Genomic DNA, 25,381 nt, shown 5'->3' with positions numbered 1-25,381 from the left:
GATATGCTAGCCCGGCGGTCCGCCTTATCGTAAGAACCATTGCAGATTTTCCCTGATGGAGAACCCGATGAAACTCTACGGCATGCTCGATTCGCCCTATGTCCGCCGCCTGGCCATCGGCCTGCACCTGCGTGGCCATACCTTCGAACACCTGCCGCTGTCGGTGTTTGCCGACTACGCCGAACTGGCGCGCATCAACCCCGCCGTCAAGGTGCCTACGCTGGTCCTGGATAACGGCTGCGTGCTCTCCGACTCCAGCCTGATACTCGCCCACTTCGACGCCCTCGCCGACGCCCCGCTGCTGCCGCGCGACGGGCTGCGTCTACAGGCCATGGGCCTGGCCCTGGCCGCCTGCGAGAAATCGGTGCAACTGGTCTACGAGCAGCGCCTGCGCCCCGAGGAGAAACGCCATGCGCCCTGGGTCGAGCGGGTCAGCGACCAGTTGCACGGCGCACTGGCGGCACTCGACTCGGCCCTGGCCGATCCGCGCATGGCGGCCAGCGAGCCGCTCGACCAGGCCAGCATCGATCTCGCGGTCACCTGGTCCTTCACCCAGTTGATGATTCCCGACCGAGTCGACGCCGCCCGCTACCCGCGTCTCGCCGCGCACGCGGCCCGCCTGGAAGCCAGCGAGCCGTTCCGCCAGTTCCCGCTCGGCTAACCGAAACGACCGGTGATGTAATCCTCGGTCTGCTTCTGTGCGGGCCTGGTGAACATCGTCTCGGTATTGTCGAACTCGATCAGTTCGCCCAGGTACATGAAGGCGGTGTAGTCCGAGCAACGCGCCGCCTGCTGCATGTTGTGGGTGACGATGATCACCGTGAACTGCTCCTTGAGGTCCGCGATCAGTTGCTCGATGCGTCCGGTGGAGATCGGGTCCAACGCCGAGGTCGGCTCGTCGAGCAACAGCACCTGCGGCCGCAGGGCGATGGTACGGGCGATGCACAGACGCTGCTGCTGGCCGCCCGAGAGGCTTTGCGCACTCTGCCCGAGCTTGTCCTTTACCTCGTCCCAGAGCGCCGCGCCGCGCAGCGCCTGCTCCACCCGCTGGGCCATATCGCGGCGATCCAGGCGCTCGTGGTGGCCGATGGCGTAAGCCACGTTGTCGTAGATCGACATCGGGAACGGCACCGGCTTCTGGAACACCATGCCCACGCGACTGCGCAGGCGGTGCATGGAATAGTCGCTGGCGAGGATGTCCTCGTCATCGAGCAGCACCTGGCCTTGCGCCTGCTGCTTGGGGTACAGCGCGTAGATACGGTTGAACACCCGCAGCAAGGTCGACTTGCCACAGCCGGACGGACCGATGATCGCGGTGATGCGCTTCTCCGGGATGTCCATGTCGATGGTGTTCAGCGAGCGATGGCGGTCGTAGAAGAACTCCAGTCCGCGTACGCGAATCTTGATGCGCTCCTGGGCGAGAGAATTCATTGGGGGTTCCTGTTGCGCAAGAGAATGAAGCGGGAGGCCAGGCTGAGCAGCAGCACGAAGAGCGTCAGCACCAGGGCGCCGGCCCAGGCCAGCGCATGCCAGTCATCGAAGGGGCTCATGGCGTACTGGAAGATCACCACCGGTACGTTGGCCATGGGTTTGAGCAGGTCGCTGCTCCAGAACTGGTTGCCGAAGGCGGTGAACAGCAGCGGCGCGGTCTCCCCGGTGATGCGCGCAAGCGCCAGCAGCACACCGGTGACGACCCCGGCACGCGCCGCGCGCAGGACGATCTGCAGGGTCAGCTTCCACTGCGGCACACCCAGCGCCAGGGCCGCCTCGCGCAAGGTCGCCGGCTGCAGTTGCAGCATCTCGTCGGTGGTACGCAGCACCACCGGGATCACCAGCAACGCCAGCGCCAGCGCGCCGGCCAGTGCGGAGAAGCCGACGCGGTGCCCCGTCCAGTGGTTGAGCGGCAGCACCACGCAGGTGTAGACGAACAGGCCGAGGACGATCGACGGCGCCGAGAGCAGGATGTCGTTGATGAAGCGCACCGTGGTACCGAGGCGGCTGTGGCGGGCGAACTCGGCCAGCCAGATGCCGGCGCCCAGGCCGATCGGCGTGCCGATCGCCAAGCCCAGCAGGCTCATCAGGGCGCTGCCGTAGAAGGCATTTGCCAGACCTCCGGAAGTCCCCGGCGGCGGCGTCATCTGGGTGAACAGCGCCGGGGTCAGCGCCTGCAGGCCGTTGACCAGGGTCGTGAGGAGAATCCACGCCAACCACAGCAGGCCGAAGACGGTGGCCGCGCAGCTCGCCAGCAAGGCGATGCGGTTCTTCAGCGCGCGGCGCCGATAGAGGCGTTCGCTAGCGTCGCTCATGCACCCTCCTTGCGCGCCAGGCGCGCCAGCAGCAGACGTGCGCAGGCGAGCACCACGAAGGTCACCACGAAGAGCAGGAAGCCCAGGGCGATCAGCGCGGAGCGATGCAGGTCGCTGTAGGCCTCGCTGAATTCGTTGGCGATCACCGAGGCGATCGAGCTGCTGGGCATGAGCAACGACGCCGACAACTGCTGGGCGTTGCCGAGCACGAAGGTCACCGCCATGGTCTCGCCCAGGGCGCGCCCCAGACCGAGGAAGATGCCACCGACCACCGCCGAGCGCGTGTAGGGCAACACTACGTCCCAGACCACTTCCCAGGTGGTTCCCCCCAGCGCATAGGCGGACTCCTTGAGCGCCGTCGGCACGCTGCGGAAGACCTCGTGCATCACCGAGGTGATGAACGGGGTGATCATGATCGCCAGAACGATCCCCGCGCTGAGCAGACCGATGCCCAGCGGCGGCCCCTGGAACAGCGCGCCGATCCACGGCAACGCACCCAGGTAGTCGTTGATCCAGGGCGACAAATAGTGGGCCATGAACGGACCGAAGACGAACAGGCCCCACATGCCGTAGATGATCGAGGGAATCCCGGCGAGCAGCTCGATGGCCGACGCCACCGGCATACGCAGCCAGCCGGGTGCCACCTCGGTCAGGAAAATGGCGATGCCGAAGCTCGTCGGCACCGCAATCAGCAAAGCGATCAGCGAACTCACCAGGGTGCCGTAGACCGGCACCAGGGCGCCGAAGTGATTATTCACCGCGTCCCATTCGCTGCTGGTGAGAAAGTCCAGGCCAAAGGTGCGGAATGCCAGGCTGCCACCCCACAGGGTCGAGCCGGTGACGCCGAGCAGCAGTGCCAGCACCAGCAGCGCCGCACCGAGCAAGGTGCGGCGGAACCACACGTCATGGCGTGCATCGCGGGCGGCACGCTGGTCGCCGAATGGCTCCGCGTCGGCTTCCAGGGAAGTCGCGCGGAGAATCGCGGAGGAATCGGTCATGCAGGACTCCGATACCGGGCGGGCCGCCGGCAGACGGCTCGCCCGACTCTGATCAACGGGCGAAGTCGGACTTCCAGTAGCCTTCGATGCGGCTCACCAGCGAGCTCGGCAGCGCCACGTAGTCCAGTGCGGCGGCCTGCTGCTGGCCGTGCTCCAGGGACCATTTGAAGAAGTCGAAGGCCGCGCGGCTCTGCTCGGCGTTCTTCGGCTGCTTGTACATGATGATCCAGGTGGTCGCGGTGATCGGCCAGGCACCGGCACCCGGGGCGTTGGTCATGATCAGGTTGAAGTCCTGGGCGTGGCTCCAGTCGGCGGTGTCCGCGGCGGCCTGGAAGCTCTCGGCGCCAGGCTGGACGAACTTGCCAGCGGCGTTTTCCAGCTGCGCGTGGGCCATCTTGTTCTGCAGCGCATAGGCGTATTCGACGTAACCGATCGAGTTGCCGATCTGCTTGACGTAGGTCGCCACGCCCTCGTTGCCCTTGCCGCCGACGCCTACCGGCCAAGGCACGGTGGTGCCGAAGCCGATCTTGTCCTTCCAGGCGGAAGAGACCTTCGACAGGTAGTTGGTGAAGTTGTAGGAGGTCCCCGAACCGTCGGAGCGATGCACCACGGTGATGTTCGCCGAGGGCAGCTTGAGATCGGGGTTGAGCGCTGCGATCGCCGGATCGTTCCAGGTGGTGATCTGGCCCATGAAGATCTTCGCCAGGGTCTCACCGTCCAGGCGCAGCGCGCCGGGGGCGACGCCCTCGATGTTCATCACCGGGACGATCCCGCCGATGACGCTGGGGAACTGGCCGAGCCCGCCCGCCTTCAGGTCGTCTGCCGACAGCGGTGCATCGGAGGCGCCGAAGTCCACGGTCGCGGCCTTGATCTGCGCGATGCCGCCGCCGGAGCCGATCGACTGGTAGTTGATGTGGTTGTCGCTCGCCTTGCTGTAATCCTGGGACCAGCGCGAGAGCACCGGGTAGACGAAGCTGGAGCCCGCACCGGTGACATCGGTGGCCTGGGCGGCGCCGCTCAGGCAGAGCGCGGCGAACAGCAGGGAAAGACGGTTTCGGGTCGGCAGCGTCACGAGATCACCTCATTGGGGAGAAAGTGTCCGGCACGGCGTTGGCCGCGCCCCGTGACGATTCAATGCCCCGAAAGTGACTCTTTCATGACAATGATTGCAAAAGTTTTCCGTACGCCGAAGCGCGCCGGACGACCGCAGGGCCGACCCTGCGAAGGCTGCAGGGTTACCCGGCAGGTGTGACAGGTGCTGCTCGCAACGCTGAGCACGACGCATCCATTCAGCCAGCGTTCAGTGCAACCCCGTCGGCCTCAGCCCATGAACAACTGGTAGGCCGGGTTCTCGGTCTCGTCCCACCAGGGATAGCCGATGGCTTCCAGCGCCTTGGGCAACTGCGCCAGTTCCTCTTCCGGCACCTGCAGCGCGGCCAGCACGCGACCATCGGCGGCGCCGTGGTTGCGGTAGTGGAAGAGGCTGATGTTCCAGCGCCCGCCGAGCTTGTTGAGGAAGTTGAACAGCGCGCCGGGGCGCTCGGGGAATTCGAAGCGCAGCACCCGCTCGTGGCTCACCGCCTCGGCATGCCCGCCCACGGTGTGTCGGATGTGCAGCTTGGCCAGTTCGTTGTCGGTCAGGTCGAGCACCGGGAAGCCCTGCTCGCGCAGGTTCTGCACCAGCGCCTGGCGCGGGTCGTTCTGCGGGTGGGTCTGCACGCCGACGAAGATGTGCGCCTCGCCCTCGCCATGGTAGCGGTAGTTGAACTCGGTGATCTGCCGCTTGCCCAGCGCCTCGCAGAAGGCCTTGAAGCTGCCCGGTCGCTCGGGGATGGTCACCGCGATGATCGCCTCGCGCTGCTCGCCCAGCTCGGCGCGCTCGGCGACGTGGCGCAGGCGGTCGAAGTTGATGTTGGCGCCCGAATCGATGGCCACCAGGGTCTGGCCGCTGACGCCTTCGCGGGCCACGTACTTCTTGATCCCGGCCACCGCAAGGGCACCGGCCGGCTCGGTGATCGAGCGGGTGTCGTCGTAGATGTCCTTGATCGCCGCGCAGATCTCGTCGCTGCTGACGGTGACCACCTCGTCGACGTGCTCACGGCAGATCTCGAAGGTGTGCGCGCCGATCTGCGCCACCGCCACGCCATCGGCGAACAGCCCGACCTGCGGCAGCACCACCCGCTCGCCGGCGGCCAGCGCCTGCTGCAGGCAGTTGGAATCGTCCGGCTCGACGCCGATGACCTTCACCTCCGGGCGCAGGTACTTCACGTAGGCGGCGATGCCGGCGATCAGTCCGCCGCCGCCGACCGGCACGAAGATGGCGTCCAGCGGCCCCTGCTGCTGGCGCAGGATTTCCATCGCCACGGTGCCCTGCCCGGCGATCACGTGGGGGTCGTCGTAGGGATGGACGTAGACGTAGCCCCTCTCCTCCACCAGCTTCAGCGAATGCGCCAGCGCCTCGGGAAAGGCATCGCCATGCAACACCACCTTGCCGCCGCGGGCGCGCACGCCCTGCACCTTCAGCTCCGGGGTGGTGCGCGGCATGACGATGGTCGCCGCCACGCCCATCTGCTTGGCCGCCAGTGCCACGCCCTGGGCGTGGTTGCCGGCCGAGGCGGTGACCACGCCGCGCGCGCGTTCCTCGGCGGAGAGCTGCGCCAGGCGGTTGTAGGCGCCGCGGATCTTGAAGGAGAACACCGGCTGCAGGTCCTCGCGCTTGAGCAGCACGCGGTTGTCCAGGCGCTCGGAGAGCTGGCGGGCGGGCTGCAGCGGGGTCTGTTCGGCGATCTCGTAGACCTTGGAGGTGAGGATGGCGCGGGCGTAGCGGCCCAGCAGATCAGTGCTCATCGGGTCACCGCCATGGCGCTCATCGGCAGGGTGTCGAGCAGTTCGACGCCATAGGAGTTGTCGACCAGGCAGCGCCACTGCGCATCCGCCTCGCGGCGGAACACGTAGGTCGCCTTGCGCAGCTCGACGCGAGGCCCCTGGCGGCTCTCGCCGGCGATGGCGGCGCGCGCCAGCACCAGCGCGGTGTCGCCGGCCTCGACCACCTGCAGGGCGCTCTGGCGGACCTTGAGACGACCGAGGAAGTACTCGTCGATGGCGTCGAAGGCGCGGCGAATGGCGTCACGGCCGCAGGCATTCTGGCCGGGACGCACGACCAGCGTGGCGTCTTCACAGTAGAAATCCATGAGTTCGTCGAAACGCCGGGCATTGATCAGGCGGTCGGCTCGCTCGACGACCTCGACGAGGCGGGATGAGGGCATAGCGGTCTCCTTGTGGCTTTTTCACGTGCCCTGGAGACCAGAAGAAAGAACCCGCCTCCAGGGCGGGTTCTCGTGGACATCGGCAAACCCGCCATCTAGGTAATGGCGGTAATAATCAGGCCGAGGTCGAGGAATGCGTAAGTCATGGCGAAGCAAGCTACGCCATGACTTACGCGGCCGTCAAGCGAAACGGCGGGGCTCATTCGCCCTGCATCGCCTCGCGCTGCGCCTTCACCTGGTCGGCGGTCACCGCGCTGGCGGCATTGCCCCAGCTGTTACGCACGTAGGTGAGCACGTCGGCGACGTTCTGGTCCGAGAGGTTCCAGGCGAACGCCGGCATCGCCGGGGCGGTCGGCGCCGCATCGGTGCTGCCGGCGCGGTTGCCGGCGAGTACTACGCGGATCATCGATACCGCGTCGGCCGCATTGGCCAACGGTGCCTGCGCCAGTTTCGGGAACAGCGTCGGCACGCCCTCGCCGTTAGGCGTGTGGCAGGCCGAACAACGGTCCTCGTAGATGGCGCGCCCGCTGACCATCGCCGGCTCGTCCGCCGCCACCGGTTCGGGTTTCGACTCGTCGCCACCCAGGCTCTTGAGGTAGACGGCCACGGCCATCAGGTCCTCGTCCTTCCAGTGCTGGGTGGAATGCTCGACGGCTTCGCCCATCGGTCCGGAGGCGATGTCGTAGCGGTTGGCACCGGTCTTCAGGTACTGCACCAGGTCGTCGGTGCTCCAGGCACCAATGCCGCTGTGGGCGTCACCGGTGAGCTTGGGCGCGAACCAGCCCTGCAGGTCGCCGCCGGCCAGGTATTCGCCGCTCTTGGCGCCGCCGGTGAGGTTGCGCGGCGTATGGCAACTGCCGCAGTGACCGAGCCCCTGCACCAGGTAGGCGCCGCGATTCCACTGGGCGTCCTTGTCCGGATCGGGCTCGTACTCGCCTTCCTCGAAGTTGAGCCAATTCCAGGCGAGCATCGACAGGCGCACGTTGAAGGGAAACGGCAGCTGGTTGGTCTGCACCGGATGGTTCACCGGCTGCTGCGCCTGCAGGTAGGCCCAAAGCGCCTGGATGTCCTCGCGACTGACCTTGGTGTAGTCGTTGTAGGGCATCGCCGGGTAGAGGCGCTCGCCGTCACGCCCGTGACCGCGGCGCATGGCATTGTCGAAGTCCTCGAAGGTCCAGCGACCGATGCCGGTCTGCGGGTCGGGCGTGATGTTCGCGCCGAGCAGCTTGCCGAACGGCGTCTCGATCGCCACGCCACCGGAGAACAACGGCTTGCCGGGCAGCGTATGGCACGCCGTGCAATCGCCAAGGGTGGCGATGTACTTGCCCTTTTGCACCATCTGGTAGGAGTCCGCGCCGGTCTGCGCATGCGCAGCCAGGCTGGCCGCGGCGAGCAGGCCGCAACCGAGGGAGACTAGAGCTTTCATACGCTGATCATCTCCCCGGGACGTTTGAGGTAGAGGGTGCGAATCGCATGGGCGGCCTTGAAGGCCAGCGCGCCGACGGTACCGGTGGGGTTGTAACCGGGGTTCTGCGGAAACGCCGAGGCGCCCACCACGAACAGGTTGGGCACGCCCCACACCTGCAGGTGCTTGTTCACCGAGCTGGTGGCAGGGTCGGCACCCATGACGAAGCCGCCGACCACGTGGGAGGACTGGTAGGAGGTGTTGTCCCACGGGCCCTTGCGCGGGTTGGCGAACATCAGCTTCGGGTTCAGCGCGCGGGCGATCTCTGCGGTGCGCTCGGTCACGTACTGCGCCATGCGCAGGTCGTTGTCGGTGAAGTCGAAGGTGATGCGTAGCAGCGGCCGGCCATGGGGGTCGGTGTAGTTCGGGTCCAGCGACAGGTAGTTGGTGGGCGCGCTGTAGTTGCTCGCCTCGCAACCGATGGACATGCTGTTGGCGTAGTACTGCACCGTTGCCTTCTTCCATTCCGAGCCCCACTTGGGGGTCCCCGGCGGTACCGGGCGCGAGCTGATCGGCGCGGCGCCGATGGGCGTCACGCGGGTGCTTCCGCCGCCGACGAAACCAAGGCCGGAGTGGTCGAAGTTGTCGTTGTTGAACTCGTCGATGCCCATGCCGATGGCACCGCCGCCGATGAACGGGTTGAAGTTCTTGTCGTCGAAGAACAGCTTCACGTTATTCGCGGTCTGGTAGGCGTAGTTACGCCCGGTGGTGCCGCGGTTGGTGAGCGGGTCGTAGGGCTCGCCAATGCCCGAAAGCAGCATCAGACGCACGTTCTCGAAGGTGAAGGCGGCGACCACCACGATGTCCGCCGGCTGCTCCCACTTCTCGCCGTTCTCGTCCACGTAGATGATCCCAGTGGCACGCTTGCCGGTGCTGTCCTTGGTTACCTCGAGCACTTCGCAATGGGTGCGCGCGGTGAAGTTGGGCATGCGCACCAGCGCCGGCAGCACGTTGACGATGGCGCTGGCCTTGGAATAGTTGGCGCAACCGTAGTTGGTGCAGAAGCCGCAGAAGGTGCAGGGTCCCATGGTCACCCCGTACTGGTTCGTGTAGCCCTGGGAGGCCAGCGCCGACGGTACCGGGAACGGGTTGTAGCCCATGTTGCGCGCCGCCTCGGCGAACAGCGTAGGGGCGAAGGTCTGCTGGGTCGGCGGATTCGGATAATCGCGCGCCCGCGCGCCTTCGAACGGGTTGCCCCCCTCGACGATCTTGCCGCCTATGTTGCCCGCCTGACCGGAAACGCCCGCCACGCGCTCGAAGGCGTCGTAGTGCGGCTCCATTTCCTCCCAGGTGGTGCCCCAGTCCTGCAGGCTCAGGCCCTCGATGGCCTGTTCGCCATAGCGCTCGACCAGGTGGCTGCGCAGGCGAAATTCCTCGGGCTGGAAGCGGAAGGTGATACCGGCCCAGTGGTTACCGGCGCCGCCGGTACCGTTGCCGGGGTGGAAGGAACCCCAGGTGCGCATCGGCAGAGCCGTCTGGCTCGGGTTGTTGCGCATCGTGCAGGTGTTCTGCCGAGTCTGCAGCATCAGCTCCTGACGCTGCGGGTAGCGCAGTTCATCGGCGGCCGAAGCGACGTTGAAGTCCGATGCGGTGTCGCGCCAGGGGCCACGTTCGAAGCCGACCACGCGCAGGCCTTCGTCGGCGAGTTCCTTGGCGATGATCGAGCCGGCCCAGCCGAGCCCGACCACGGCTACGTCGGTAGCGGGGAGTTTCTTGGCCATGCCACTCATCCTTTGCGATTCCATGCCGAGCTGCCGACGATCGACAGCGGGATCAGGTCCAGCTTCTCGTTGTGCCGGGCGATGTAGGGGCGGTAGTCGTAACGCGCGCCGGGGAAGCCGAGCATCTTCCAGCTCACCATGTCGCGGTTGCCGCCGTAGATCGGGTCGGCGAAGAAGCCTTCCATGGTGTTCTTCAACACCTGCTCGAAGAACGCCTTGGATTCGATGCCCTCGAACGCGATCTCACCGCTCTCCAGGCCCTTGAGCACCTGGTCTCGCTGGGCGTCGTCCAGCTCGCTGAAGCGCTTCTTGAAGGTCGCCTGGCAGTACTTGCCCAGTTCGGCGAGGCCGGTGCGGTAGCGGTCACGGGGCACCAGCGGCGACGCGGGCTCGACGCCCGGGACGAAGGGCCCCTGCTGGTAGAGCCGCGCGAAGGTGCCGTACTGGGTCATCATCTGGCGGTCGATGAACACCGCGCAGCCCGCATCCTTGCCGCTCGGCGAAAGGTCATCGGCGGGGATCAGGCGCTCGACGATGGCCTCGACCTCGCGCGCCTCCTCGTCGGTGAAGAACTGCCAGCCCTCGGACGCGTAGTGCAGCGGGCCGTTGTGGTCGAAGGGCAGCCAGCGTGGTACGCCACTCACTGTCGCGGCACGCGCGCCAACCGCCACGCCAGCAGCCAGGGTGGCCGCGGACGCCGCGAGCAGGTTGCGCCGGCTCAGTCCCTGTGATTTTTCTTCGGACATGTCGACTCCTCACGAGCCTGCGCGGGACGCGCGGCTCACGTTCAGGTCACGGATAAAAGTCCCCCGAAGGTGGACGCGGATGCACGGACATCCTGACGGGCACTAACGCCTGAGCCGGTGGAAGGTTTTAATGATTATCCGGCTGGAACCAGACGCCTGCCGCCTGAAACTTGCTTGAGCATGCTACCGCAACATGCTGCGACAATTTGACGCAATAAACTCTTGCAAATATCGCAATAGATGCCTTCCAGAGTTTCCGACAACGAAGCGGCGAGCGTTGTTCAACGGGATTTTGCGAAAGCTTCCGCAGCGATTCGCGGCGCCTGCCACAGCGTCGCCAGGCGCGCCAGGCGACCGACCGGCAAGCGGGGATCGCCGAAGTCCACCAGGGTCAGTGCATCGGCCGGAGGGGCAGCCGGCAACTCCTCGAAACGACCGTCGCTGAGCAGCCACAGGCCGACCGCAAGCCCCGGTCGACGGCGGCGCGCCTGCGCAATCAAACGGCCGCAGAGCGCCACCGCGTCGCCCAGTGGAGTCGCTCCGCCGCCGCCGATGGGCGCGATCCAGGCCTCGTTGAACGGCTTTGCCGGGGCCGGACCGAACAACACCCGTGCGCCACGCCCGGAAAAGCCGATCACCAGCAATTCGCTGCGCCGCCGATAGAGTTGGGCGCTCCAGTGTTGCAGCAAGGCCTTGGCCAGGGACAACTGACGTCTGCGCAGCATCGAGGCCGAGCAATCGAGCAGCAGACAGTGCAGCGCGGCGCCACCCGGCGTCTCTCGCTGCCAACGTAGGTGTTTGCCAAGCAACGTGGCCGGCCCCTTGGCCAACAGGGTACGCGGCCAATGGATGCGCGGGCCGGGCCGCTCGCCGCGTCGCAGCCCTCTTCCGGCCGTGTGCGCCGCGGGGGCAAGCTGACCGGCCAGCGGCCCGCTTACTTTTTTGCCGACAGCGCCCCCACCTCGCGCAGGGCTTCGGTAGGCGCTGCCTGTGGCGGCAGTTCGCCCCAATCCTCGCCCTGCGCCGGCGCAGGGGTGGCGCCGCTATCCGGCGGGGTCTGCTGTGCTGGCGGCTCGGGCGGCGCCTTGCGTCGATGCGCCAGCACCAGTTCGGCGACCGCCGCGAGATCTTCCGTGCCAATCTCGGGCGCACCGCGCCAGGCCGCATGGGCGGCAGCGGCGCGTAGCAGGGTCAGGTCGCCACGCACGCCCTCCACCTGCGCGGCATGGCACAGGCGCGCGACCTCGGTATGCAGGGCGTCACCGAAGTCCAGCGTGGCGACCGCCTGGCGCGCCGCCTCCAGACGCGCCTTCAATGCCGTCTGCACCGCGGCCTGGCGAGCGACAAAGCCCTGGGGATCGCGATCGAAGGCCAGCCGGGTGCGCACGATGGCCTCGCGGGTGACCGGGTCGATGGACGACTCCAGACGCACGAACAGGCCGAAGCGATCGAGCAACTGCGGGCGCAGCTCGCCCTCCTCCGGGTTCATCGTGCCGACCAGGGCGATGCGCGCGGCATGCTGGTGGGAAATGCCGTCACGCTCGATACGGTTGACGCCACTGGCGCAGACGTCCAGCAAGAGGTCCACCAACGGATCGGCGAGCAGGTTCACCTCGTCGACGTAGAGCACGCCACCGTCGGCGCGCGCCAATAGCCCTGGGCGGAACGCCACCTCGCCGCGCTGCAGCGCGGCTTCCACGTCCAGCGAGCCGACCAACTGCTCCTCGCTGGTGCCCAGCGGCAGGTCGACGAAACGCTGGCCCGGCAGCAATTCGGCCAAAGCGCGAGCACTGGTGGACTTGGCGCTGCCGCGCGGGCCTTCGATGAGTACGCCGCCTATCTGCGGGTCGATGGCCGCCAGCAACAGCGCCAGGCGCAGGCGCGGCTGGCCGTGCAGGGCGGAAAACGGGAATTGCACGGGACTCACTGTCATTCCTCCAAGTGCCGCTCGGCGGCCAGCAGGTGGTCTTCCAGGCGTTTGCGATACTCGCCCGGCTCGCGCCAGAGACCACGCTGGGTGGCTTCCAGCAAACGCTCGGCGATATCGCGCAGCGCATCGGGGTTGTGCCGTTCGAGGAATTCGCGGGCCTCGGGATTCTCCAGGAAGGCATCGGTGACGGCGGCATACTGGTCGTCGCGCACCACCCGAGCGGTGGCGTCGAAGGCGAACAGGTAGTCCACCGTGGCGCTCATCTCGAAGGCGCCCTTGTAGCCGTGGCGCATCACCCCGGCGAGCCATTTCGGATTACTCACCCGCGAGCGCATCACGCGGCTGATTTCCTCGCCCAGGCTGCGTACGCGCGGGACTTCGGGATTGCTGTGATCGCCGAACAGCGTTGCTGGCTGCTGCCCGGAGAGATGGCGCACGGCGGCGGTCATGCCGCCCTGGAACTGGTAGTAGTCGTCGGAATCGAGCAGGTCATGCTCGCGATTGTCCTGGTTCTGCACCACCGCCTGCACGCCGGCCAGGCGCTGGGCAAACACGTCCGGCCGCGCCTCGCCGTACACGCCCTGACCGTAGGCGAAACCGCCCCAGTTCAGATAGGCGCGCGCCAGGTCGGCGTCGTCCTCCCAGTTGCGCGCCTCCATCAGCCCCTGCAGGCCGGCGCCATAGGCGCCCGGCTTGGCGCCGAACACACGCAATCCGGCGCGCCGTCGGGCTTCCTCGGCGGTCAGCCCGCTGCCCTGCAGCTCGGCGGCCTCGCGCAGGATGCGCGCACGGATCGGGTTGAGATCGGCTGGCTCGTCCTGCTGCTCGGCGACCTTCTGCACGGCCACGTCGAACATCTGCATGACCCCGGCGAAGGCGTCGCGGAAGAACCCGGAAACCCGCAGCGTCACGTCCACCCGCGGGCGGCCCAGGCGACGCACCGGCAATACTTCGAAGTCGGTCACCCGATGGCTGCCCTCGGCCCACAGCGGACGCACGCCGATTAGCGCGAAGGCCTGGGCGATGTCGTCGCCGCCGGTGCGCATGGTCGCGGTGCCCCACACCGACAGCCCCAGGCTGTCGGGGTAGTCGCCGTGGTCCTGCATGTAGCGCTCGACCAGCAGCTCGGCGGATTTCTCGCCCAGCGCCCAGGCGGTCGGCGTGGGAATGGTGCGGGTGTCCACCGAGTAGAAGTTGCGCCCGGTGGGCAGCACGTCGGGGCGACCCCGGCTCGGCGCACCGCTGGGCCCCGGCGGCACGAAGCGTCCGCCCAGGCCCTGGGCGAGCAGACGCAGTTCCTGCTCGCCACAGGCGGCCAGCGCCGGACGCAGTTCGTCCTGAACGCGCTGCAGCACGGCGGCGGCGTGTTGCCAGGCGGGATCGGCCGGCTGGCTGCCGTCGAGCAGCGCCAGCGCCAGCAATTCGAGGCGCTCGCGGGTGTCGCCCAGGGTGCGCCAGGGCTGTGCGTCCTGCGCCGCCAGCAGCGCCGGACGGCTGCCCTGCCAGGGCTCGCCCCAGTCGGCAGCGAGCGGGTCGAAGGCATCCTCCGGCAGCAGGTCACGGGCCAGCGCGCGCAGCAGCCCGCTGTTACGCCCCTGGCCGTCTGCCACGCCCAGGCGCGCCAGCGCCAGCAGGGTGTCGCGCTCCAGGCGCTCACTGGGCGACACGCCGAAGACATGCAGGCCGTCGCGGATCTGGCTTTCCTTCAGCTCGCAGAGGTAGGTGTCGGTGCGGTTGAGCAGCGCCTGCTCGCCCTCCTCGTCGGACGGCGGTGGCAGGCCCAGGTCGGCGTGCAGCTGGTTGTCGAGGATCAGCGCGAGGATCTGCTTGCGCAGCAGCCCGGCACGCCGCGGGTCGAGGGTCAGGGCCTCGTAGAATTCGTCGATCAAGCGTTCCAGATCGCGGGTCACGCCGTAGCTTTCGGCGCGGGTCAGCGGCGGCATCAGGTGGTCGATGATCACCGCCTGAGCGCGGCGCTTGGCCTGGGTGCCCTCGCCCGGGTCATTGACGATGAACGGGTACAGGTGCGGCAGCGCACCGAAGATCAGGTCCGGCCAGCAGGTTTCCGAGAGTGCCACGCTCTTGCCCGGCAGCCATTCCAGGTTGCCGTGCTTGCCCACGTGGACCACCGCATCGCAGGCCCAATAGCGGCGCAACCAGCAGTAATACGCCAGGTAGTGGTGCGGCGGCACCAGGTCCGGGTCGTGGTAGTTGGCCATCTCGTCGAGCTGGTAGCCGCGCGCCGGCTGGATGCCGACGAACACCGAGCCCAGCCGCAGGCCGGCGATCATGAAGCGGCCTCTGCGCAGCATCGGGTCGGCTTCGGGGGCACCCCAGCGCGCGACGATGGCCTCGCGGTTGGCCGCCGGCAGGCCGGCGAAGAACGTCAGGTAGTCGGCCAGCGCCAGGCTCTGCCGCGCCGGACGCACGGCCCAGTGGTCGGCATCGTTGGTGATGCCGCGCTTGAGCTCGGCCATCAGCGCATCGCCGTCGGCCGGCACATCGCTCACCGCGTAGCCCTGGCCGGCGAGATGCTCAAGGATGCCGATCACCGAGGCCGGGGTGTCCAGGCCGACGCCATTGCCAAGGCGCCCTTCGCGGGTCGGGTAGTTGGCGAGGATCAGCGCCAGGCGCTTGTCGCCATTGGCCTTGCCGCGCAGCGTGGCCCAGCGCCGGGCCAGCTCGGCAACGAAGTCGATGCGCCCCGCTTCGGCCTGGTACTCGACCACGTCGCACTGGGTCAGCGGACAACGCTGCGCCAGCCCCTTGAAGCTCACCGCGCGGGAGATGATGCGGCCGTCGACTTCCGGCAGCGCCACCTGCATGGCCATATCGCGCGGTGCCAGGCCGTGCGGATCGGCAGCCCAGGCTTCGCGGTTGCCACCGGAGAGAATCACCTGCAGCACCGGGCGATCGCCGACCAGCGCATGGTCGCCGGGATCGTCGAAGGCGCTGTGGGCAAACGCCGTGGTGTTGAGCAGCAGCGCCACCGCGTGACGCTCGCACAGCGCGCGCAGGGCGGCGAGGCAAAGGCTGTCCTTGAGCGACAGCAGCGCCACCGGCAGCGGGTTCAGCCCCTGCGCCTGCAACGCCGCGCAGAGCTGGGCGAACACCCGCGTGTTACCGGCCTGCAGATGCGCGCGATAGAACAGCAGCGCCACCACCGGCGCACCGGGCTGCCAGTCGGCGGCCCAGTCTTCTTCGGTGGCGCTGCCCAGGCGCGGGTGGAACACCGCGAACGGTGGCAGCGGACGCGGCGGCCGGGCGCGCTGGGTGTGACCGAAGAAGCGTTCGCCCAGGTAGCGGTAGAACTGCTCGGCGTTGTCCCGCCCGCCTTCGCGCAGATAGCGCCAGAGGCTGTGGCAGTCCTGCGCGCTGGCGGTGCTCAGACGCGTCAGGTTGGGGTCTTCGGCCATGTCGCCGGAGAACATCGCCAGGACGATGCCGCGCCGCCGGCACAGCGTCTCCACCTGCTCGGTGCCGTACGGCCAGTAGCTCTCCCCGCCCAGGTGGTCGATGACGATCACCTTCGCGTGCTGCAATACCTCGTCCAGGTACAGGTCGATGGAAGCCGGCTGACGCAGGTGCTGCAGGTTGGCCAGACACACCTCGGGGTAGTCCGCCGCGGCATCCGCCTGGCGCGGGTGCGCCGCGGCGAGCAGCGCCAGGGTGGTGTCCGCGGCGCTGAGCACGACGATCTCGGCCGGCTGCTGGTCGAGGCGAATGATGTTCGCCCCGCTCTCATCGACGTAGCCACCCGGCAGGGCGGAAAGCATGTGCATCTCAGGCGCTCCGCAGGGCGGCCCGCAGTTCGCCGGCGATGGCCGCCTGGTCCAGCGCGTGGCCGATCACCACCAGCCGCGTGGCGCGGGCTTCGGCTTCGTTCCAGCGCCGGTCGAAGTAGCTGTCGAAGCGCCGGCCGACGCCGTGTACCACCAGGCGCATGGGCTTGCCGGGCACCGCGACGAAGCCCTTGATGCGGTAGATCTCGTGGCGTTCGACCAGCGCCTGCAGGGCCTCGACCAGCGCCTCGCGCGCCACTTCCGGCAGGTCCACCGAGAAGGAGTCGAAGTCCTCGTGGTCGTGCTCTTCGCCAGGCGCGTGCTCATGGTGGCCCTGGCGCAGGTGGATGGTCTCCTCCGAGGCGCTGCCCAGGCCCAGCACCAGCTCGGGATCGAGGCGGCCCTGCTGGCTGGCGATGACCTTGACCCCGGCCGGGATTTCCTCGCGCACCAGCGCCTGCACCTGCTCGATGGCGGCGGCGTCGGCTTGGTCGGTCTTGCTCAGCACCACGAGGTCAGCGGCCATCAGCTGGTCCTCGAACAGTTCGTGCAGCGGCGATTCGTGGTCCAGGTTCGGGTCGGCCTTGCGCTGGGCGTCCACCGCCTGCGGGTTGGCGGCGAACTGGCCGGCGGCAGCGGCCGGCACGTCGACCAGGGTGACCACCGCGTCCACGGTGCAGGCGTTCTTGATCTCCGGCCAGCCGAAGGCCTGTACCAGCGGTTTGGGCAGTGCCAGGCCGCTGGTTTCGATGAGGATGTGGTCGATCTGCTCGCGACGGGCGATCAGCTCGCGCATCACCGGCTGGAATTCCTCCTGCACGGTGCAGCACAGGCAGCCGTTGGACAGCTCGTAGAGCTGGCCGGCCGCTTCGCCGCCGTCTTCCTCGCAGCCGATGCCGCAGCCGCGCAGGATCTCGCCGTCGATGCCCAGCTCGCCGAACTCGTTGACGATCACCGCGATGCGCCGGGCGCCGGCGTTCTCCAGCAGGTGGCGCAGCAGCGTGGTTTTGCCGCTGCCGAGGAAGCCGGTGACGATGGTGACGGGAATCTTGGCGGGGGTCATGATCGGTACCTTGGTCGCTAAAGGAAAAATCAGGATTCGAGCGCCGGAATGCGCGCGACGAACTTGCCGCGGATACCGGCGGGCCACTGGCGGAACGGCACCTGGCCGGTCTCGCTGTCGGCATAGTGGGTGGCGTAGTCGAGCAATGCGGCGGCCGCCTCGGCCTCCGGCTCGAAGCCGCCGAACACATAGGTGATCTTGCCGGGGGCCCGCAGCGCGGCGCTGCAATGCCGCTCGCAGGCCATCAGGCAACGGGTGCGTTGCAGCTGCAGCGGCGCATCGCCGAGCTGGCGTTCCAGCTCGTTGGCAAAGCGCTCCCCGCGCCGTGGGGTATCGCCCTCGGCGGTGCCGCCGCAGGTTTCACAGACGATCAGGGTGACGCTCATCGGGAAGACTCCGGGTGCAGCGCCCAGGGCAGCACGAAGCGCTGCTCCTCGTGCTCGCCGAGCATGGCGCGGACCTTGTAGACACGTTGCAGATTGGCCGGGGTGAGCACCTGGCGTGCGCTGCCGCAGGCCACCGGGAGACCGCCGTCGAGCAGCAGGATGCGCTCGCAGAAGCGACTCGCCAGGGTCAGGTCGTGCAGCACCACCAGCGCGGCCTGGCCGGCGCGGCATTGCGCGCGCAGCAGTTCCATGACGCTGAGCTGATGAAAAGGATCGAGGGCCGCCACCGGTTCGTCGGCCAGCAGCAGGTGGGCGCCCACCGCCAGTGCCCGCGCCAGTCGTGCCCGCGCGCGCTCGCCACCGGAGAGCTGGTCGATGCGCCGCCCGGCCAGGGTGACCAGCGCGGTACGTTGCAACGCCTGCTCGATGGCATGGGCGTCTTCCGCACCCGGCAGGCCGAAGGGCCGGCGGTGGGGAATGCGCCCCAGGGCCACGTAGTCACGCACCGTCAGCGGCCAGCCGCCCTGCCCGTCCTGGGCCAGGTAGGCCAGCCGGCGGGCGCGCTCCGTCGCCGCCAGGGCCGCGAGGTTTTCGCCCCCCAGCGTCACCTCGCCGCGGTAGCGCTGCAACTGCGCCACGGCGCGCAGCAGGGTGCTCTTGCCGGCGCCGTTGGGGCCGATCAGGCCGACCAGCTCCCCTGGCGCGACCTGCAGATCGATACCGTCGAGCAGCGTCCGCCCCTCCACCTCGACGCCCAGGGCGCTCAGTCGCAGCAGACTCATGCGCGCAGCCCACGCTGGCGCAGCACCAGCAAGAGGAAGAACGGCGCGCCCAGCAGCGCCGTGACGACGCCGAGCATCAACTCGCGCTCGCCGGGCAGCAGGCGTAGCAACAGGTCCGCGCCGAGCAGCAGCACGGCGCCGCCCAACGCACTGGCCAGCAGCAGCCGCGACGGGTGATAGCCCACGGCGCGGCGCAACAGGTGCGGCACCACCAGGCCGACGAAGCCGATCACCCCGCTGACCGCCACGCTGGCGCCCACGCACAGCGCGCAGCCGAGCACCACCTGCAAGCGCAGGCGCGCCAGGTTGATGCCCAGGCTGGCGGCCTCGTCCTCGCCCAGGCCGAGGGCGTCCAGCCCGCGTCCACAGGCCAGCAGCAGCCCGACGCCCAGCAGAATGAACGGTGTGCTCAGGCGCAGGTCGGCGAAGCTGCGGTCGGCCAGCGAGCCCATCAGCCAGAGCACGATGTCCTGCATGTCGCTCGGCGTCGGTGCCAGACTGATGGCCAGCGAGGTCGCCGCGCCGGCCAGCGAGGACAGCGCGATGCCGGCGAGGATCAGCGTCAGGTTGCCACCGCGTCGGCGCGCCAGCAGGTACAGCGCCAGCGTGGCCAGGGCCGCCGCGCCCATCGCCGTCAGCGGCAGCATCCAGGCGCTGACCCCGGCCAGCCCGTAGTAGAGACAGAGCACCGCGCCGAGACTGGCGCTGGAACTGACGCCCAGCAGCCCCGGCTCGGCCAGCGGATTGCGCAACAGACCCTGCAGCGCCGCGCCGGCGCAACCCAGCGAGAGACCGACGAGGATCGCCAGCAGCACCCTCGGCAGGCGCACCTGCTGCACGATCAACTGCTGGCGCACTGCGGGACGCGACAGGTCGCCCGTTTCCACCGGCGCGGCCAGCAGCGCGCTCGCCACCTCGCCGGTGGCAAGCGGCACCGGACCGACGCGCAGCGAAGCCAGCGCCAACAGCGCCAACAGCGCCAGCAGCACGAGCAGGGCCGGATTCAGCCAGCGGCTCACAGGTTCACCGCCTGCAGCGCCGCCGAGAGCTGTTCGGCGCTGTCGATGAGTTGCCAATCACTGCATCCCCAGTGGTTGCCTGGCAGGCGCACCGCGGGCCGCTGCTCGAGCAACGCCTGGAACAGCGGGTGGCGCGAATAGGCCGAGCGCGCCAGGCCCTGGTCGCCAGGCATGTCGGCAAGGACGAAGGCGTCCGGCGGGTCCTCGAGCAACGCCTCCAGGGAGACCGTTCCCCAACCCCGCACCCGCTGCGCGTTACGCGCGCCAAGGGCGGCGAACAGCGTGTCGACGTAGGTCTCGCGCCCGGCACTGCCGCCGTTGGTGCGCAGGTACAACAGCCGCGGTGCGTGACCGCGCTGCCCCAGGCGTTGCAAACGCCGCTCGACGTCCTCGGCGAGCGCTTCGCCCGCCTCCGAGCGATCGATCTGCGTGGCGAACTCGCGAGTGCTGGCGAGAATCTGCGGCCAACTGACCGGATAACTGGGCGTGACCACACGAATGCCGTTGCGCCGCAGCAGCTCACCCCCGTTATGCGCCAGCCAACGCCGCGAGGCGATGACGATGTCCGGATGCAGTGCCAGCACCTCCTCCAGGCTGGCGCTGTTGCCGGGCAACTGGCGTGCCTGCCGCGCCCAACGGGAACGGGCCGGGTCCTGGCTCTGCCGGGACACCGAGAGCAATTGTCCGGGCGCCGCCAGGCTCAGCGCCAGTTGGTCGGCGCAGAGATTGGTGGAAACCAGGCTCGGCAATGCGGCCTGCACCTGGCAGGCGCAAAGCACGAGGAGCAGCGCAAGCAGACGCATCAGAAATCCAGGCCGGCCTGACCTTTCACACCGGCGCCGAAGGCGTGCTTGACGTCGCGGATTTCACTCACGGTATCCGCCAGCTCAACCAGCTCCGGCCGTGCGGCGCGGCCGGTGACGATCACGTGCTGGTGCGCCGGACGATTGCGAATCGCCGCCAGCACCCGCTCGCTGTCCAGGTAGTTGTACTTGAGCATGTAGGTCAACTCGTCGAGCAGCACCAGATTCAGCGCCGGGTCGGCGAGCATGGCCTCGGCACAGGCCCACGCCTGGTCGGCGGCGGCCTTGTCGGCATCCCAGTTCTGGGTGTTCCAGGTGAAGCCGGTGGCCATGGCGTGGTAGGTCACCTGGGGCAGGTTCTGCTGCAGGAAGATGACTTCGCCGGAGGCCTGGGTACCCTTGATGAACTGCACCACGCCGCAGCGGTGGCCGTGGCCCAGGGCGCGGTAGAGGGTGCCGAAGCCGGACGTGCTCTTGCCCTTGCCGTTGCCGGTGATCAGCACGAAGACGCCGCGCTCGATCTGCGCGCGCTCGATGCCCGCATCCACCACGGCCTTCTTGCGCTTCATGCGCTCGGCGTGGTTCTGCTTCTTCTGTTCGTCGATCATGGAGGGGCTCCGGCAGCCTGGACAGTCTGTCGATGCGGCCGGAACGGGAGCGCTGCGGCCGAAGGCCACAGAAAACGAATGCGCCACTCGCGATGCGACCGGCGCTTCGGCGCTCGCCCACACCCCGGGGCGCACCTTGATGTGCGGGCGAACGGGCCGGTCTTCTGGCTCGCCTTCAACCGTTGCCGCGCCTTCCCGAAGCATCTTCAGTGGCTCGTGCGACAACGTCAGGCTTACAGCAGCGGGGGCTGCGCCGGACTACCCGTCTTGCGGGGTCACCGGACTTCCCGTTTCACCCCGCTCTCGCGGGGCACCTGTTCGTCGCCGCGCAGGGTAGCCGGTTGCGCCCTGCCCGGCAATCTTCACCCCGACACGTTGACGCCGAGCCGCCATGCTGGCACCTTTCCCGCCGCTTCAGGTGTCCCGCGAGAGCGGGGTGAAACGGGAAGTCCGGTGAGTGCGAATGCACGATTCCGGCGCTGCCCCCGCAACGGTAAGCAGGTGATGGTCCGCAATTGCGCCACTGTGCCACGGCATGGGAAGGCTGCATCCATCGTGCCCTGCAAGCCCGGAGACCGGCCTGGAATACATCAACCAAGACGACCGCGGTGGGCGGATGCGTCGGCGCGGGCCTTGGGCATCGCCGTACGTGCGCACCCCTCCTTTGGTATCCCAAGAGGGCCCGATATGAACAACGCAACCCTGAGCCACGGCGCCAGCGCCGCCCTTCCCCTATCCCAACGCATCGCCGTTGCCGCGGGCAGCCTGCTGCTCGGCTGCGCGTTGATCTGGTTCGCCGGCTTCTCCCACCTGGAGATCGTGCACAACGCCACCCACGACGCGCGCCACAGCGCGGCGTTCCCGTGCCACTGACGGGGTGTCGACGATGATCACACGTATCGCGCGCGCCGCGGGCTTTTCGGGCTTGCTGGCGGCCCTGCTGCTGACGCTGCTGCAGAGCTTTTGGGTGACCCCGCTGATTCTCCAGGCTGAGACCTACGAGAGCGCCGGCGCCCCTGCCGAGCAGGCACATGAGCACGAAGCAGGCACACCCACTCACTCGCATGACCACGAAGCCTGGGCGCCGGAGGATGGCGTTTCGCGTACGGCCTTCACCGCACTGGCCAACCTGGTGGTGGCGGTTGGCTTCGCGCTGATGCTTGCCGGCCTGTTCACCCTGCGCCATCCGGCGCACACCTGGCAGGGACTGCTGTGGGGACTGGCGGGCTTCGCGGTGTTCAGCCTGGCGCCCTCCCTCGGACTGCCGCCGGAGGTCCCCGGCACCGCCGCCGCGGCGCTGGAATTGCGTCAGTACTGGTGGATCGGCGCGGCCAGCGCGACCGCCGTCGGCCTCGCGCTGCTGGTGTTCGCCCGTCACTGGGCGCTGAAGCTGCTGGGCCTGCTGCTGTTGCCGCTGCCCCACCTGATCGGCGCGCCGCACCCCGAGGTCCACGAAAGCCTGGCGCCGGAAGCCCTGGCGCAGGAGTTCATCTACGCCTCGCTGGTCACCAACGCGCTGTTCTGGGCCGCCCTGGGCTGGCTGTGCGCCGGGTTCTTCCGTCGCGAGTCCGCCTCGCTGCGCGGCTAGGGCCTGTTCCCGTTTCATTCACGGCCGCGCCGGCACCTGTTTTGGCGCGAGACAAGGCGCAAGTCGCAGGGCTTACCGGGGTAAGTCCAAGACGAGTAACGCCGTATCGCGCCAAAACAGGTGCCGGCCGGTAGGGTTGTGCCAGAAATGACCTGCGCTGTCGTTGCAGGACTTGCCAAGGGAGTGGCCATTGGCTGCGTCCTGCGCCTAACCGCAGGCCATTTCTGGCGACAACGCGGTTCGCGAATGAAACGGGAACAGGCCCTAGGCGATCCGCCTCAACATGTAAAGGGTCTCGTCGACTCGCGCAGCCGCTTCGGCGATGACCACCTCACCGCCCAGCTCCCGCAGCCGGGCGTTGAGGTCCCCGGCGTAGAGCGCGCGGCGCCAGTCACGGTAGTTCTCCGGAGGCGCCAGCCAGGCATGCAGCGCGGGCAAGCGAAAGGCCCAGTTGCCGGCCTCGCAGGCGAAACCCGCCGCACGCAGGCGCGCCACCACCGGCGGGTCGCCCAGCAACACCCCGCGGCACACCTCGAACATCAGCGCGCCGTGATGCGCCAGCAGCGGTGGATCTTCGGATTACGTGCGAAGTCCGGGTCCAGCGTCTGCGCGCTGATGTCCTCGATGGCGTAGCGCGCGCTCAGGTCCGCATCCAGCTCGAAGCGCCGGAAGTTGTTGGAGAAGTACAGCACTCCGCCCTTGGCCAGGCGCGCCATGGCCAGGTCGATCAGGCGGACCTGGTCGCGCTGCACGTCGAACACGCCCTCCATGCGCTTGGAGTTGGAGAAGGTCGGCGGGTCGATGAAGATCAGCTCGTACTCGCCTCGGTCGGCTTCCAGCCAGGCCATCACGTCGCCCTGCTCCAGGCGGTGCTTGTCGGAGAAGCCGTTGAGCGCCAGGTTGCGCCGCCCCCAATCCAGATAGGTCTTCGACAGGTCGACGCTGGTGGTGCTGCGGGCACCGCCCTTGGCCGCATGCACGGTGACCGTGGCGGTGTAGCAGAACAGGTTGAGAAAGCGCTTGCCGGCGGCTTCGCGGGCAATGCGCAGGCGCATCGGCCGGTGGTCGAGGAACAGCCCGGTGTCCAGGTAGTCGGTGAGGTTGACCAGCAGGCGCACATCGCCTTCGCGCACTTCCATGAAGCGCCCGGCGTCGCCCTGACGCTCGTACTGGCGCTTGCCGGCCTGACGTTCGCGGCGCTTGACCACCACCCGCTCGGCGGGAATCTCCAGCGCCTGGGGAATCGCCGCGAGGGCGTCGAGCAGGCGCGCCTGGGCCTTCTCCGGATCGATGGAGCGCGGGGCGGCGTATTCCTGCACGTGCACCCAATCGCCGTAGAGGTCCACCGCCAGTGCGTATTCGGGCATGTCGGCATCGTACAGTCGATAACACTGCACGTTCTCCTTGCGCGCCCACTTGCCCAGCGCCTTGAGGTTCTTCTGCAACCGGTTGGCGAACATCTGCCCGCCTTCGGACAGGCGCGGCGGTTCGCTGCGTATCGCCGGCGGACGCTCCACCAGCTTGCCGCCGATCATCCGCGCATTGCTCGGCGTCTCGGCACGGGCGGTGACGAACTGCTCCGGTTCGACGCGGAACAGCAGCAGCTTGCATGGCAGCGCGCCGTTGAACAGCGCGTATTGCTTATGGCTGCGCAGGCCCATGCGCTTGCCCAGCTCCGGCGCGCCGGTGAACACCGCCGCCTGCCAGCCGACACAGGCCTGGCGCAGGCGCTCGCCCAGGTGCTGGTAGAGGTAGAGCAGGCTCGCCTCGTCGCCCAGGCGCTCGCCGTAGGGCGGGTTGCACACCAACAGTCCCGGCTGCTCCTGGTCCGGATGCGGCTCGAAGGTCGCCAGTTCGCCCTGGTAGACACGTATCCAGCCGTCCAGGCCGGCGCGCTCGATGTTGTTGCGTGCCGGCTGGATCAGTCGCGGGTCGGCCTCGTAACCGCGAATCCACAGCGGCGTCTGCGCCAGTCCTTCGCGGGCCCGCTGCTCGGCCTCCTGGTGCAGGCGCTGCCAGAGTGCCGGAACGTGCCCCAGCCAGGCGGAAAAGCCCCAGCGCTGGCGCTTTAGGTTGGGAGCGATGTCGGCGGCAATCATCCCGGCCTCGACCAGGAAGGTGCCGACGCCGCACATCGGGTCGGCCAGCGCATGGCCCTGCTTGGCCAACTGCGGCCAGCCGGCGCGAATCAGGATCGCCGCGGCGAGGTTCTCCTTGAGCGGCGCCGCGCCCTGCTGCAGACGATAGCCCCGCTGGTGCAGGCTGTGGCCGGAGAGATCCAGAGACACGGTGGCCTCACCGCGCTCCAGGCGCAGATGGATGCGCACGTCAGGGTTCTCCCGGTCCACCGAGGGCCGCTTGCCGAAGCGCTCGCGCAACTGGTCGACCACCGCGTCCTTGACCTTCAGGGCGCCGAAGTGGGTGTTGTCGATGCCGCTACCCTGGCCGCTGAACTCCACCGCGAGGCTGCCGCCGGCGTCCAGATGTTCGCTCCAGTCGACGCTATGCACGCCGTCGTAGAGGCTCTGCGCTCCACTCACCGGAAAGCGCGCAAGGACCAGCAGGACGCGGTTCGCCAGACGCGACCAGAGGCACAGGCGATAAGCGCTTTCCAGGTCGGCCTGGCCGCGTACCACCGCGACCTGCGCACGCCCCTCCTGCAGGCCGAGCACGCTCGCTTCGTCGAGCAATAGCGACTCGAGGCTCTTGGGACAGGTGAGGACCAGCTCGTGTAATTCGGACATCGGGTTACCTGGCGGCGGCAGCGCCGCGAAAAATGAATTGCATGATGTGACACAGCGCCGCTGCTTTGCCCAGCGCCAGACTCACCGTCCGTCGGCCATCGCCAACTGGCCCGGGGCCATCCGCGCCCTTAGAGCGCCCTGCATCGCTACTTATCCGTTGAGAACGAGTCTTCG

General features: G+C 68.2%; 23 protein-coding genes and 2 riboswitches. Of the genes, 3 read left to right on the top strand and 20 right to left on the bottom strand.

Going from position 1 to position 25,381, the window contains the following annotated elements; translation table 11 throughout:
* The first annotated feature begins 67 nt into the window (after nucleotides 1-67).
* The gene (locus ACYRGX_RS12570) at nucleotides 68-661 is read left to right on the top strand and encodes a glutathione S-transferase (protein WP_473052811.1); all 594 of its coding nucleotides are present in this window, start codon (nucleotides 68-70) and stop codon (nucleotides 659-661) included.
* Here the strand turns inward: ACYRGX_RS12570 and pstB are convergent.
* The 18 genes from pstB to cobO form a co-directional block, all read right to left on the bottom strand.
* On the bottom strand, nucleotides 658-1,431 hold the full coding sequence (pstB, locus tag ACYRGX_RS12565; protein WP_473052810.1) for a phosphate ABC transporter ATP-binding protein PstB: 774 nt from the start codon (nucleotides 1,429-1,431) through the stop codon (nucleotides 658-660). The genes ACYRGX_RS12570 and pstB overlap by 4 nt on opposite strands.
* A complete protein-coding gene (gene pstA, locus ACYRGX_RS12560) occupies nucleotides 1,428-2,306 on the bottom strand; it encodes a phosphate ABC transporter permease PstA (RefSeq protein WP_473052809.1) in 879 nt (292 codons plus the stop codon). Before pstA ends, pstB begins: the two co-directional genes overlap by 4 nt.
* Nucleotides 2,303-3,304, bottom strand: coding sequence for a phosphate ABC transporter permease subunit PstC (gene pstC, locus ACYRGX_RS12555; RefSeq protein ID WP_473052808.1), 1,002 nt, complete (start codon nucleotides 3,302-3,304; stop codon nucleotides 2,303-2,305). The genes pstA and pstC overlap by 4 nt, the downstream gene beginning before the upstream one ends.
* Before the next feature lie 52 nt (nucleotides 3,305-3,356).
* A complete protein-coding gene (pstS, locus tag ACYRGX_RS12550; RefSeq protein WP_473052807.1) occupies nucleotides 3,357-4,376 on the bottom strand; it encodes a phosphate ABC transporter substrate-binding protein PstS in 1,020 nt (339 codons plus the stop codon).
* Between the two features lie 248 nt (nucleotides 4,377-4,624).
* On the bottom strand, nucleotides 4,625-6,151 hold the full coding sequence (gene ilvA, locus ACYRGX_RS12545) for a threonine ammonia-lyase, biosynthetic (RefSeq protein ID WP_473052806.1): 1,527 nt from the start codon (nucleotides 6,149-6,151) through the stop codon (nucleotides 4,625-4,627).
* Nucleotides 6,148-6,570 carry a YybH family protein gene (locus ACYRGX_RS12540; RefSeq protein WP_473052805.1) on the bottom strand — a complete coding sequence of 141 codons (423 nt, stop codon included), beginning with the start codon at nucleotides 6,568-6,570 and terminating at the stop codon, nucleotides 6,148-6,150. The genes ilvA and ACYRGX_RS12540 overlap by 4 nt, the downstream gene beginning before the upstream one ends.
* A 199-nt stretch (nucleotides 6,571-6,769) precedes the next feature.
* Nucleotides 6,770-7,996: a c-type cytochrome gene (locus ACYRGX_RS12535; protein ID WP_473052804.1), complete on the bottom strand. Its 1,227-nt coding sequence runs from the start codon at nucleotides 7,994-7,996 to the stop codon at nucleotides 6,770-6,772.
* The gene (locus ACYRGX_RS12530) at nucleotides 7,993-9,756 is read right to left on the bottom strand and encodes a GMC family oxidoreductase (RefSeq protein ID WP_473052803.1); all 1,764 of its coding nucleotides are present in this window, start codon (nucleotides 9,754-9,756) and stop codon (nucleotides 7,993-7,995) included. Before ACYRGX_RS12530 ends, ACYRGX_RS12535 begins: the two co-directional genes overlap by 4 nt.
* A 5-nt stretch (nucleotides 9,757-9,761) precedes the next feature.
* Nucleotides 9,762-10,502: a gluconate 2-dehydrogenase subunit 3 family protein gene (locus ACYRGX_RS12525; protein WP_473052802.1), complete on the bottom strand. Its 741-nt coding sequence runs from the start codon at nucleotides 10,500-10,502 to the stop codon at nucleotides 9,762-9,764.
* Nucleotides 10,503-10,783: 281 nt separating this feature from the next.
* Nucleotides 10,784-11,311, bottom strand: coding sequence for a vWA domain-containing protein (locus ACYRGX_RS12520; RefSeq protein ID WP_473052801.1), 528 nt, complete (start codon nucleotides 11,309-11,311; stop codon nucleotides 10,784-10,786).
* A gap of 125 nt (nucleotides 11,312-11,436) precedes the next feature.
* Nucleotides 11,437-12,435 (bottom strand): magnesium chelatase ATPase subunit I, encoded by a 999-nt coding sequence (locus ACYRGX_RS12515; protein ID WP_473052800.1) that lies wholly within the window; start codon nucleotides 12,433-12,435, stop codon nucleotides 11,437-11,439.
* Nucleotides 12,432-16,214: a cobaltochelatase subunit CobN gene (gene cobN / locus ACYRGX_RS12510; protein WP_473052799.1), complete on the bottom strand. Its 3,783-nt coding sequence runs from the start codon at nucleotides 16,212-16,214 to the stop codon at nucleotides 12,432-12,434. Before cobN ends, ACYRGX_RS12515 begins: the two co-directional genes overlap by 4 nt.
* 1 nt (nucleotide 16,215) lies before the next feature.
* Nucleotides 16,216-17,280 (bottom strand): cobalamin biosynthesis protein CobW, encoded by a 1,065-nt coding sequence (gene cobW / locus ACYRGX_RS12505; protein ID WP_473056683.1) that lies wholly within the window; start codon nucleotides 17,278-17,280, stop codon nucleotides 16,216-16,218.
* 26 nt (nucleotides 17,281-17,306) lie between these two features.
* Entirely contained in the window at nucleotides 17,307-17,663 is a 357-nt protein-coding gene (locus ACYRGX_RS12500; protein ID WP_473052798.1) for a DUF1636 family protein, read from the bottom strand.
* Nucleotides 17,660-18,445 carry an ABC transporter ATP-binding protein gene (locus tag ACYRGX_RS12495; RefSeq protein WP_473052797.1) on the bottom strand — a complete coding sequence of 262 codons (786 nt, stop codon included), beginning with the start codon at nucleotides 18,443-18,445 and terminating at the stop codon, nucleotides 17,660-17,662. Before ACYRGX_RS12495 ends, ACYRGX_RS12500 begins: the two co-directional genes overlap by 4 nt.
* Nucleotides 18,442-19,464: a FecCD family ABC transporter permease gene (locus ACYRGX_RS12490; protein WP_473052796.1), complete on the bottom strand. Its 1,023-nt coding sequence runs from the start codon at nucleotides 19,462-19,464 to the stop codon at nucleotides 18,442-18,444. The genes ACYRGX_RS12495 and ACYRGX_RS12490 overlap by 4 nt, the downstream gene beginning before the upstream one ends.
* Nucleotides 19,461-20,267, bottom strand: coding sequence for an ABC transporter substrate-binding protein (locus tag ACYRGX_RS12485; protein WP_473052795.1), 807 nt, complete (start codon nucleotides 20,265-20,267; stop codon nucleotides 19,461-19,463). The genes ACYRGX_RS12490 and ACYRGX_RS12485 overlap by 4 nt, the downstream gene beginning before the upstream one ends.
* Nucleotides 20,267-20,875, bottom strand: coding sequence for a cob(I)yrinic acid a,c-diamide adenosyltransferase (gene cobO, locus ACYRGX_RS12480; protein WP_473052794.1), 609 nt, complete (start codon nucleotides 20,873-20,875; stop codon nucleotides 20,267-20,269). The genes ACYRGX_RS12485 and cobO overlap by 1 nt, the downstream gene beginning before the upstream one ends.
* A 137-nt stretch (nucleotides 20,876-21,012) precedes the next feature.
* Nucleotides 21,013-21,208: riboswitch (cobalamin riboswitch) on the bottom strand.
* Between the two features lie 66 nt (nucleotides 21,209-21,274).
* Nucleotides 21,275-21,473, top strand: a riboswitch (cobalamin riboswitch).
* A gap of 89 nt (nucleotides 21,474-21,562) precedes the next feature.
* Here cobO and ACYRGX_RS12475 point away from each other — a divergent pair.
* Together ACYRGX_RS12475 and ACYRGX_RS12470 are read left to right on the top strand one after the other, a co-directional pair.
* A complete protein-coding gene (locus ACYRGX_RS12475) occupies nucleotides 21,563-21,748 on the top strand; it encodes a CbtB domain-containing protein (protein WP_473052793.1) in 186 nt (61 codons plus the stop codon).
* A 13-nt stretch (nucleotides 21,749-21,761) separates the two neighbouring features.
* Nucleotides 21,762-22,463, top strand: a complete 702-nt coding sequence (locus ACYRGX_RS12470) for a CbtA family protein (RefSeq protein WP_473052792.1) — start codon at nucleotides 21,762-21,764, stop codon at nucleotides 22,461-22,463.
* A 264-nt stretch (nucleotides 22,464-22,727) separates the two neighbouring features.
* On the opposite strand, the gene ACYRGX_RS12465 is transcribed toward ACYRGX_RS12470, so the two are convergent.
* Complete coding sequence (locus tag ACYRGX_RS12465) at nucleotides 22,728-23,003, bottom strand: hypothetical protein (protein WP_473052791.1); 276 nt, start codon at nucleotides 23,001-23,003, stop codon at nucleotides 22,728-22,730.
* Nucleotides 23,003-25,207: a bifunctional 23S rRNA (guanine(2069)-N(7))-methyltransferase RlmK/23S rRNA (guanine(2445)-N(2))-methyltransferase RlmL gene (gene rlmKL, locus ACYRGX_RS12460; RefSeq protein WP_473052790.1), complete on the bottom strand. Its 2,205-nt coding sequence runs from the start codon at nucleotides 25,205-25,207 to the stop codon at nucleotides 23,003-23,005. Before rlmKL ends, ACYRGX_RS12465 begins: the two co-directional genes overlap by 1 nt.
* Nucleotides 25,208-25,381: the final 174 nt, after the last annotated feature.

The organism is Pseudomonas sp. R4-15, assembly GCF_055768815.1.
Note: the sequence above shows the minus strand (reverse complement) of the source record. Positions and strands in the feature narration are given on the sequence as shown.

Bases quoted from the DNA above. Each gene is read 5' to 3' on its own strand.
- ACYRGX_RS12570 (WP_473052811.1), top strand. From the start codon at position 68: ATGAAACTCTACGGCATGCTCGATTCGCCCTATGTCCGCCGCCTGGCC.
- pstB (WP_473052810.1), bottom strand. From the start codon at position 1,431: ATGAATTCTCTCGCCCAGGAGCGCATCAAGATTCGCGTACGCGGACTG.
- pstA (WP_473052809.1), bottom strand. From the start codon at position 2,306: ATGAGCGACGCTAGCGAACGCCTCTATCGGCGCCGCGCGCTGAAGAAC.
- pstC (WP_473052808.1), bottom strand. From the start codon at position 3,304: ATGACCGATTCCTCCGCGATTCTCCGCGCGACTTCCCTGGAAGCCGAC.
- ilvA (WP_473052806.1), bottom strand. From the start codon at position 6,151: ATGAGCACTGATCTGCTGGGCCGCTACGCCCGCGCCATCCTCACCTCC.
- ACYRGX_RS12540 (WP_473052805.1), bottom strand. From the start codon at position 6,570: ATGCCCTCATCCCGCCTCGTCGAGGTCGTCGAGCGAGCCGACCGCCTG.
- ACYRGX_RS12535 (WP_473052804.1), bottom strand. From the start codon at position 7,996: ATGAAAGCTCTAGTCTCCCTCGGTTGCGGCCTGCTCGCCGCGGCCAGC.
- ACYRGX_RS12530 (WP_473052803.1), bottom strand. From the start codon at position 9,756: ATGGCCAAGAAACTCCCCGCTACCGACGTAGCCGTGGTCGGGCTCGGC.
- ACYRGX_RS12525 (WP_473052802.1), bottom strand. From the start codon at position 10,502: ATGTCCGAAGAAAAATCACAGGGACTGAGCCGGCGCAACCTGCTCGCG.
- ACYRGX_RS12515 (WP_473052800.1), bottom strand. From the start codon at position 12,435: ATGACAGTGAGTCCCGTGCAATTCCCGTTTTCCGCCCTGCACGGCCAG.
- cobN (WP_473052799.1), bottom strand. From the start codon at position 16,214: ATGCACATGCTTTCCGCCCTGCCGGGTGGCTACGTCGATGAGAGCGGG.
- ACYRGX_RS12500 (WP_473052798.1), bottom strand. From the start codon at position 17,663: ATGAGCGTCACCCTGATCGTCTGTGAAACCTGCGGCGGCACCGCCGAG.
- ACYRGX_RS12495 (WP_473052797.1), bottom strand. From the start codon at position 18,445: ATGAGTCTGCTGCGACTGAGCGCCCTGGGCGTCGAGGTGGAGGGGCGG.
- ACYRGX_RS12485 (WP_473052795.1), bottom strand. From the start codon at position 20,267: ATGCGTCTGCTTGCGCTGCTCCTCGTGCTTTGCGCCTGCCAGGTGCAG.
- cobO (WP_473052794.1), bottom strand. From the start codon at position 20,875: ATGATCGACGAACAGAAGAAGCAGAACCACGCCGAGCGCATGAAGCGC.
- ACYRGX_RS12475 (WP_473052793.1), top strand. From the start codon at position 21,563: ATGAACAACGCAACCCTGAGCCACGGCGCCAGCGCCGCCCTTCCCCTA.
- ACYRGX_RS12470 (WP_473052792.1), top strand. From the start codon at position 21,762: ATGATCACACGTATCGCGCGCGCCGCGGGCTTTTCGGGCTTGCTGGCG.
- ACYRGX_RS12465 (WP_473052791.1), bottom strand. From the start codon at position 23,003: ATGTTCGAGGTGTGCCGCGGGGTGTTGCTGGGCGACCCGCCGGTGGTG.
- rlmKL (WP_473052790.1), bottom strand. From the start codon at position 25,207: ATGTCCGAATTACACGAGCTGGTCCTCACCTGTCCCAAGAGCCTCGAG.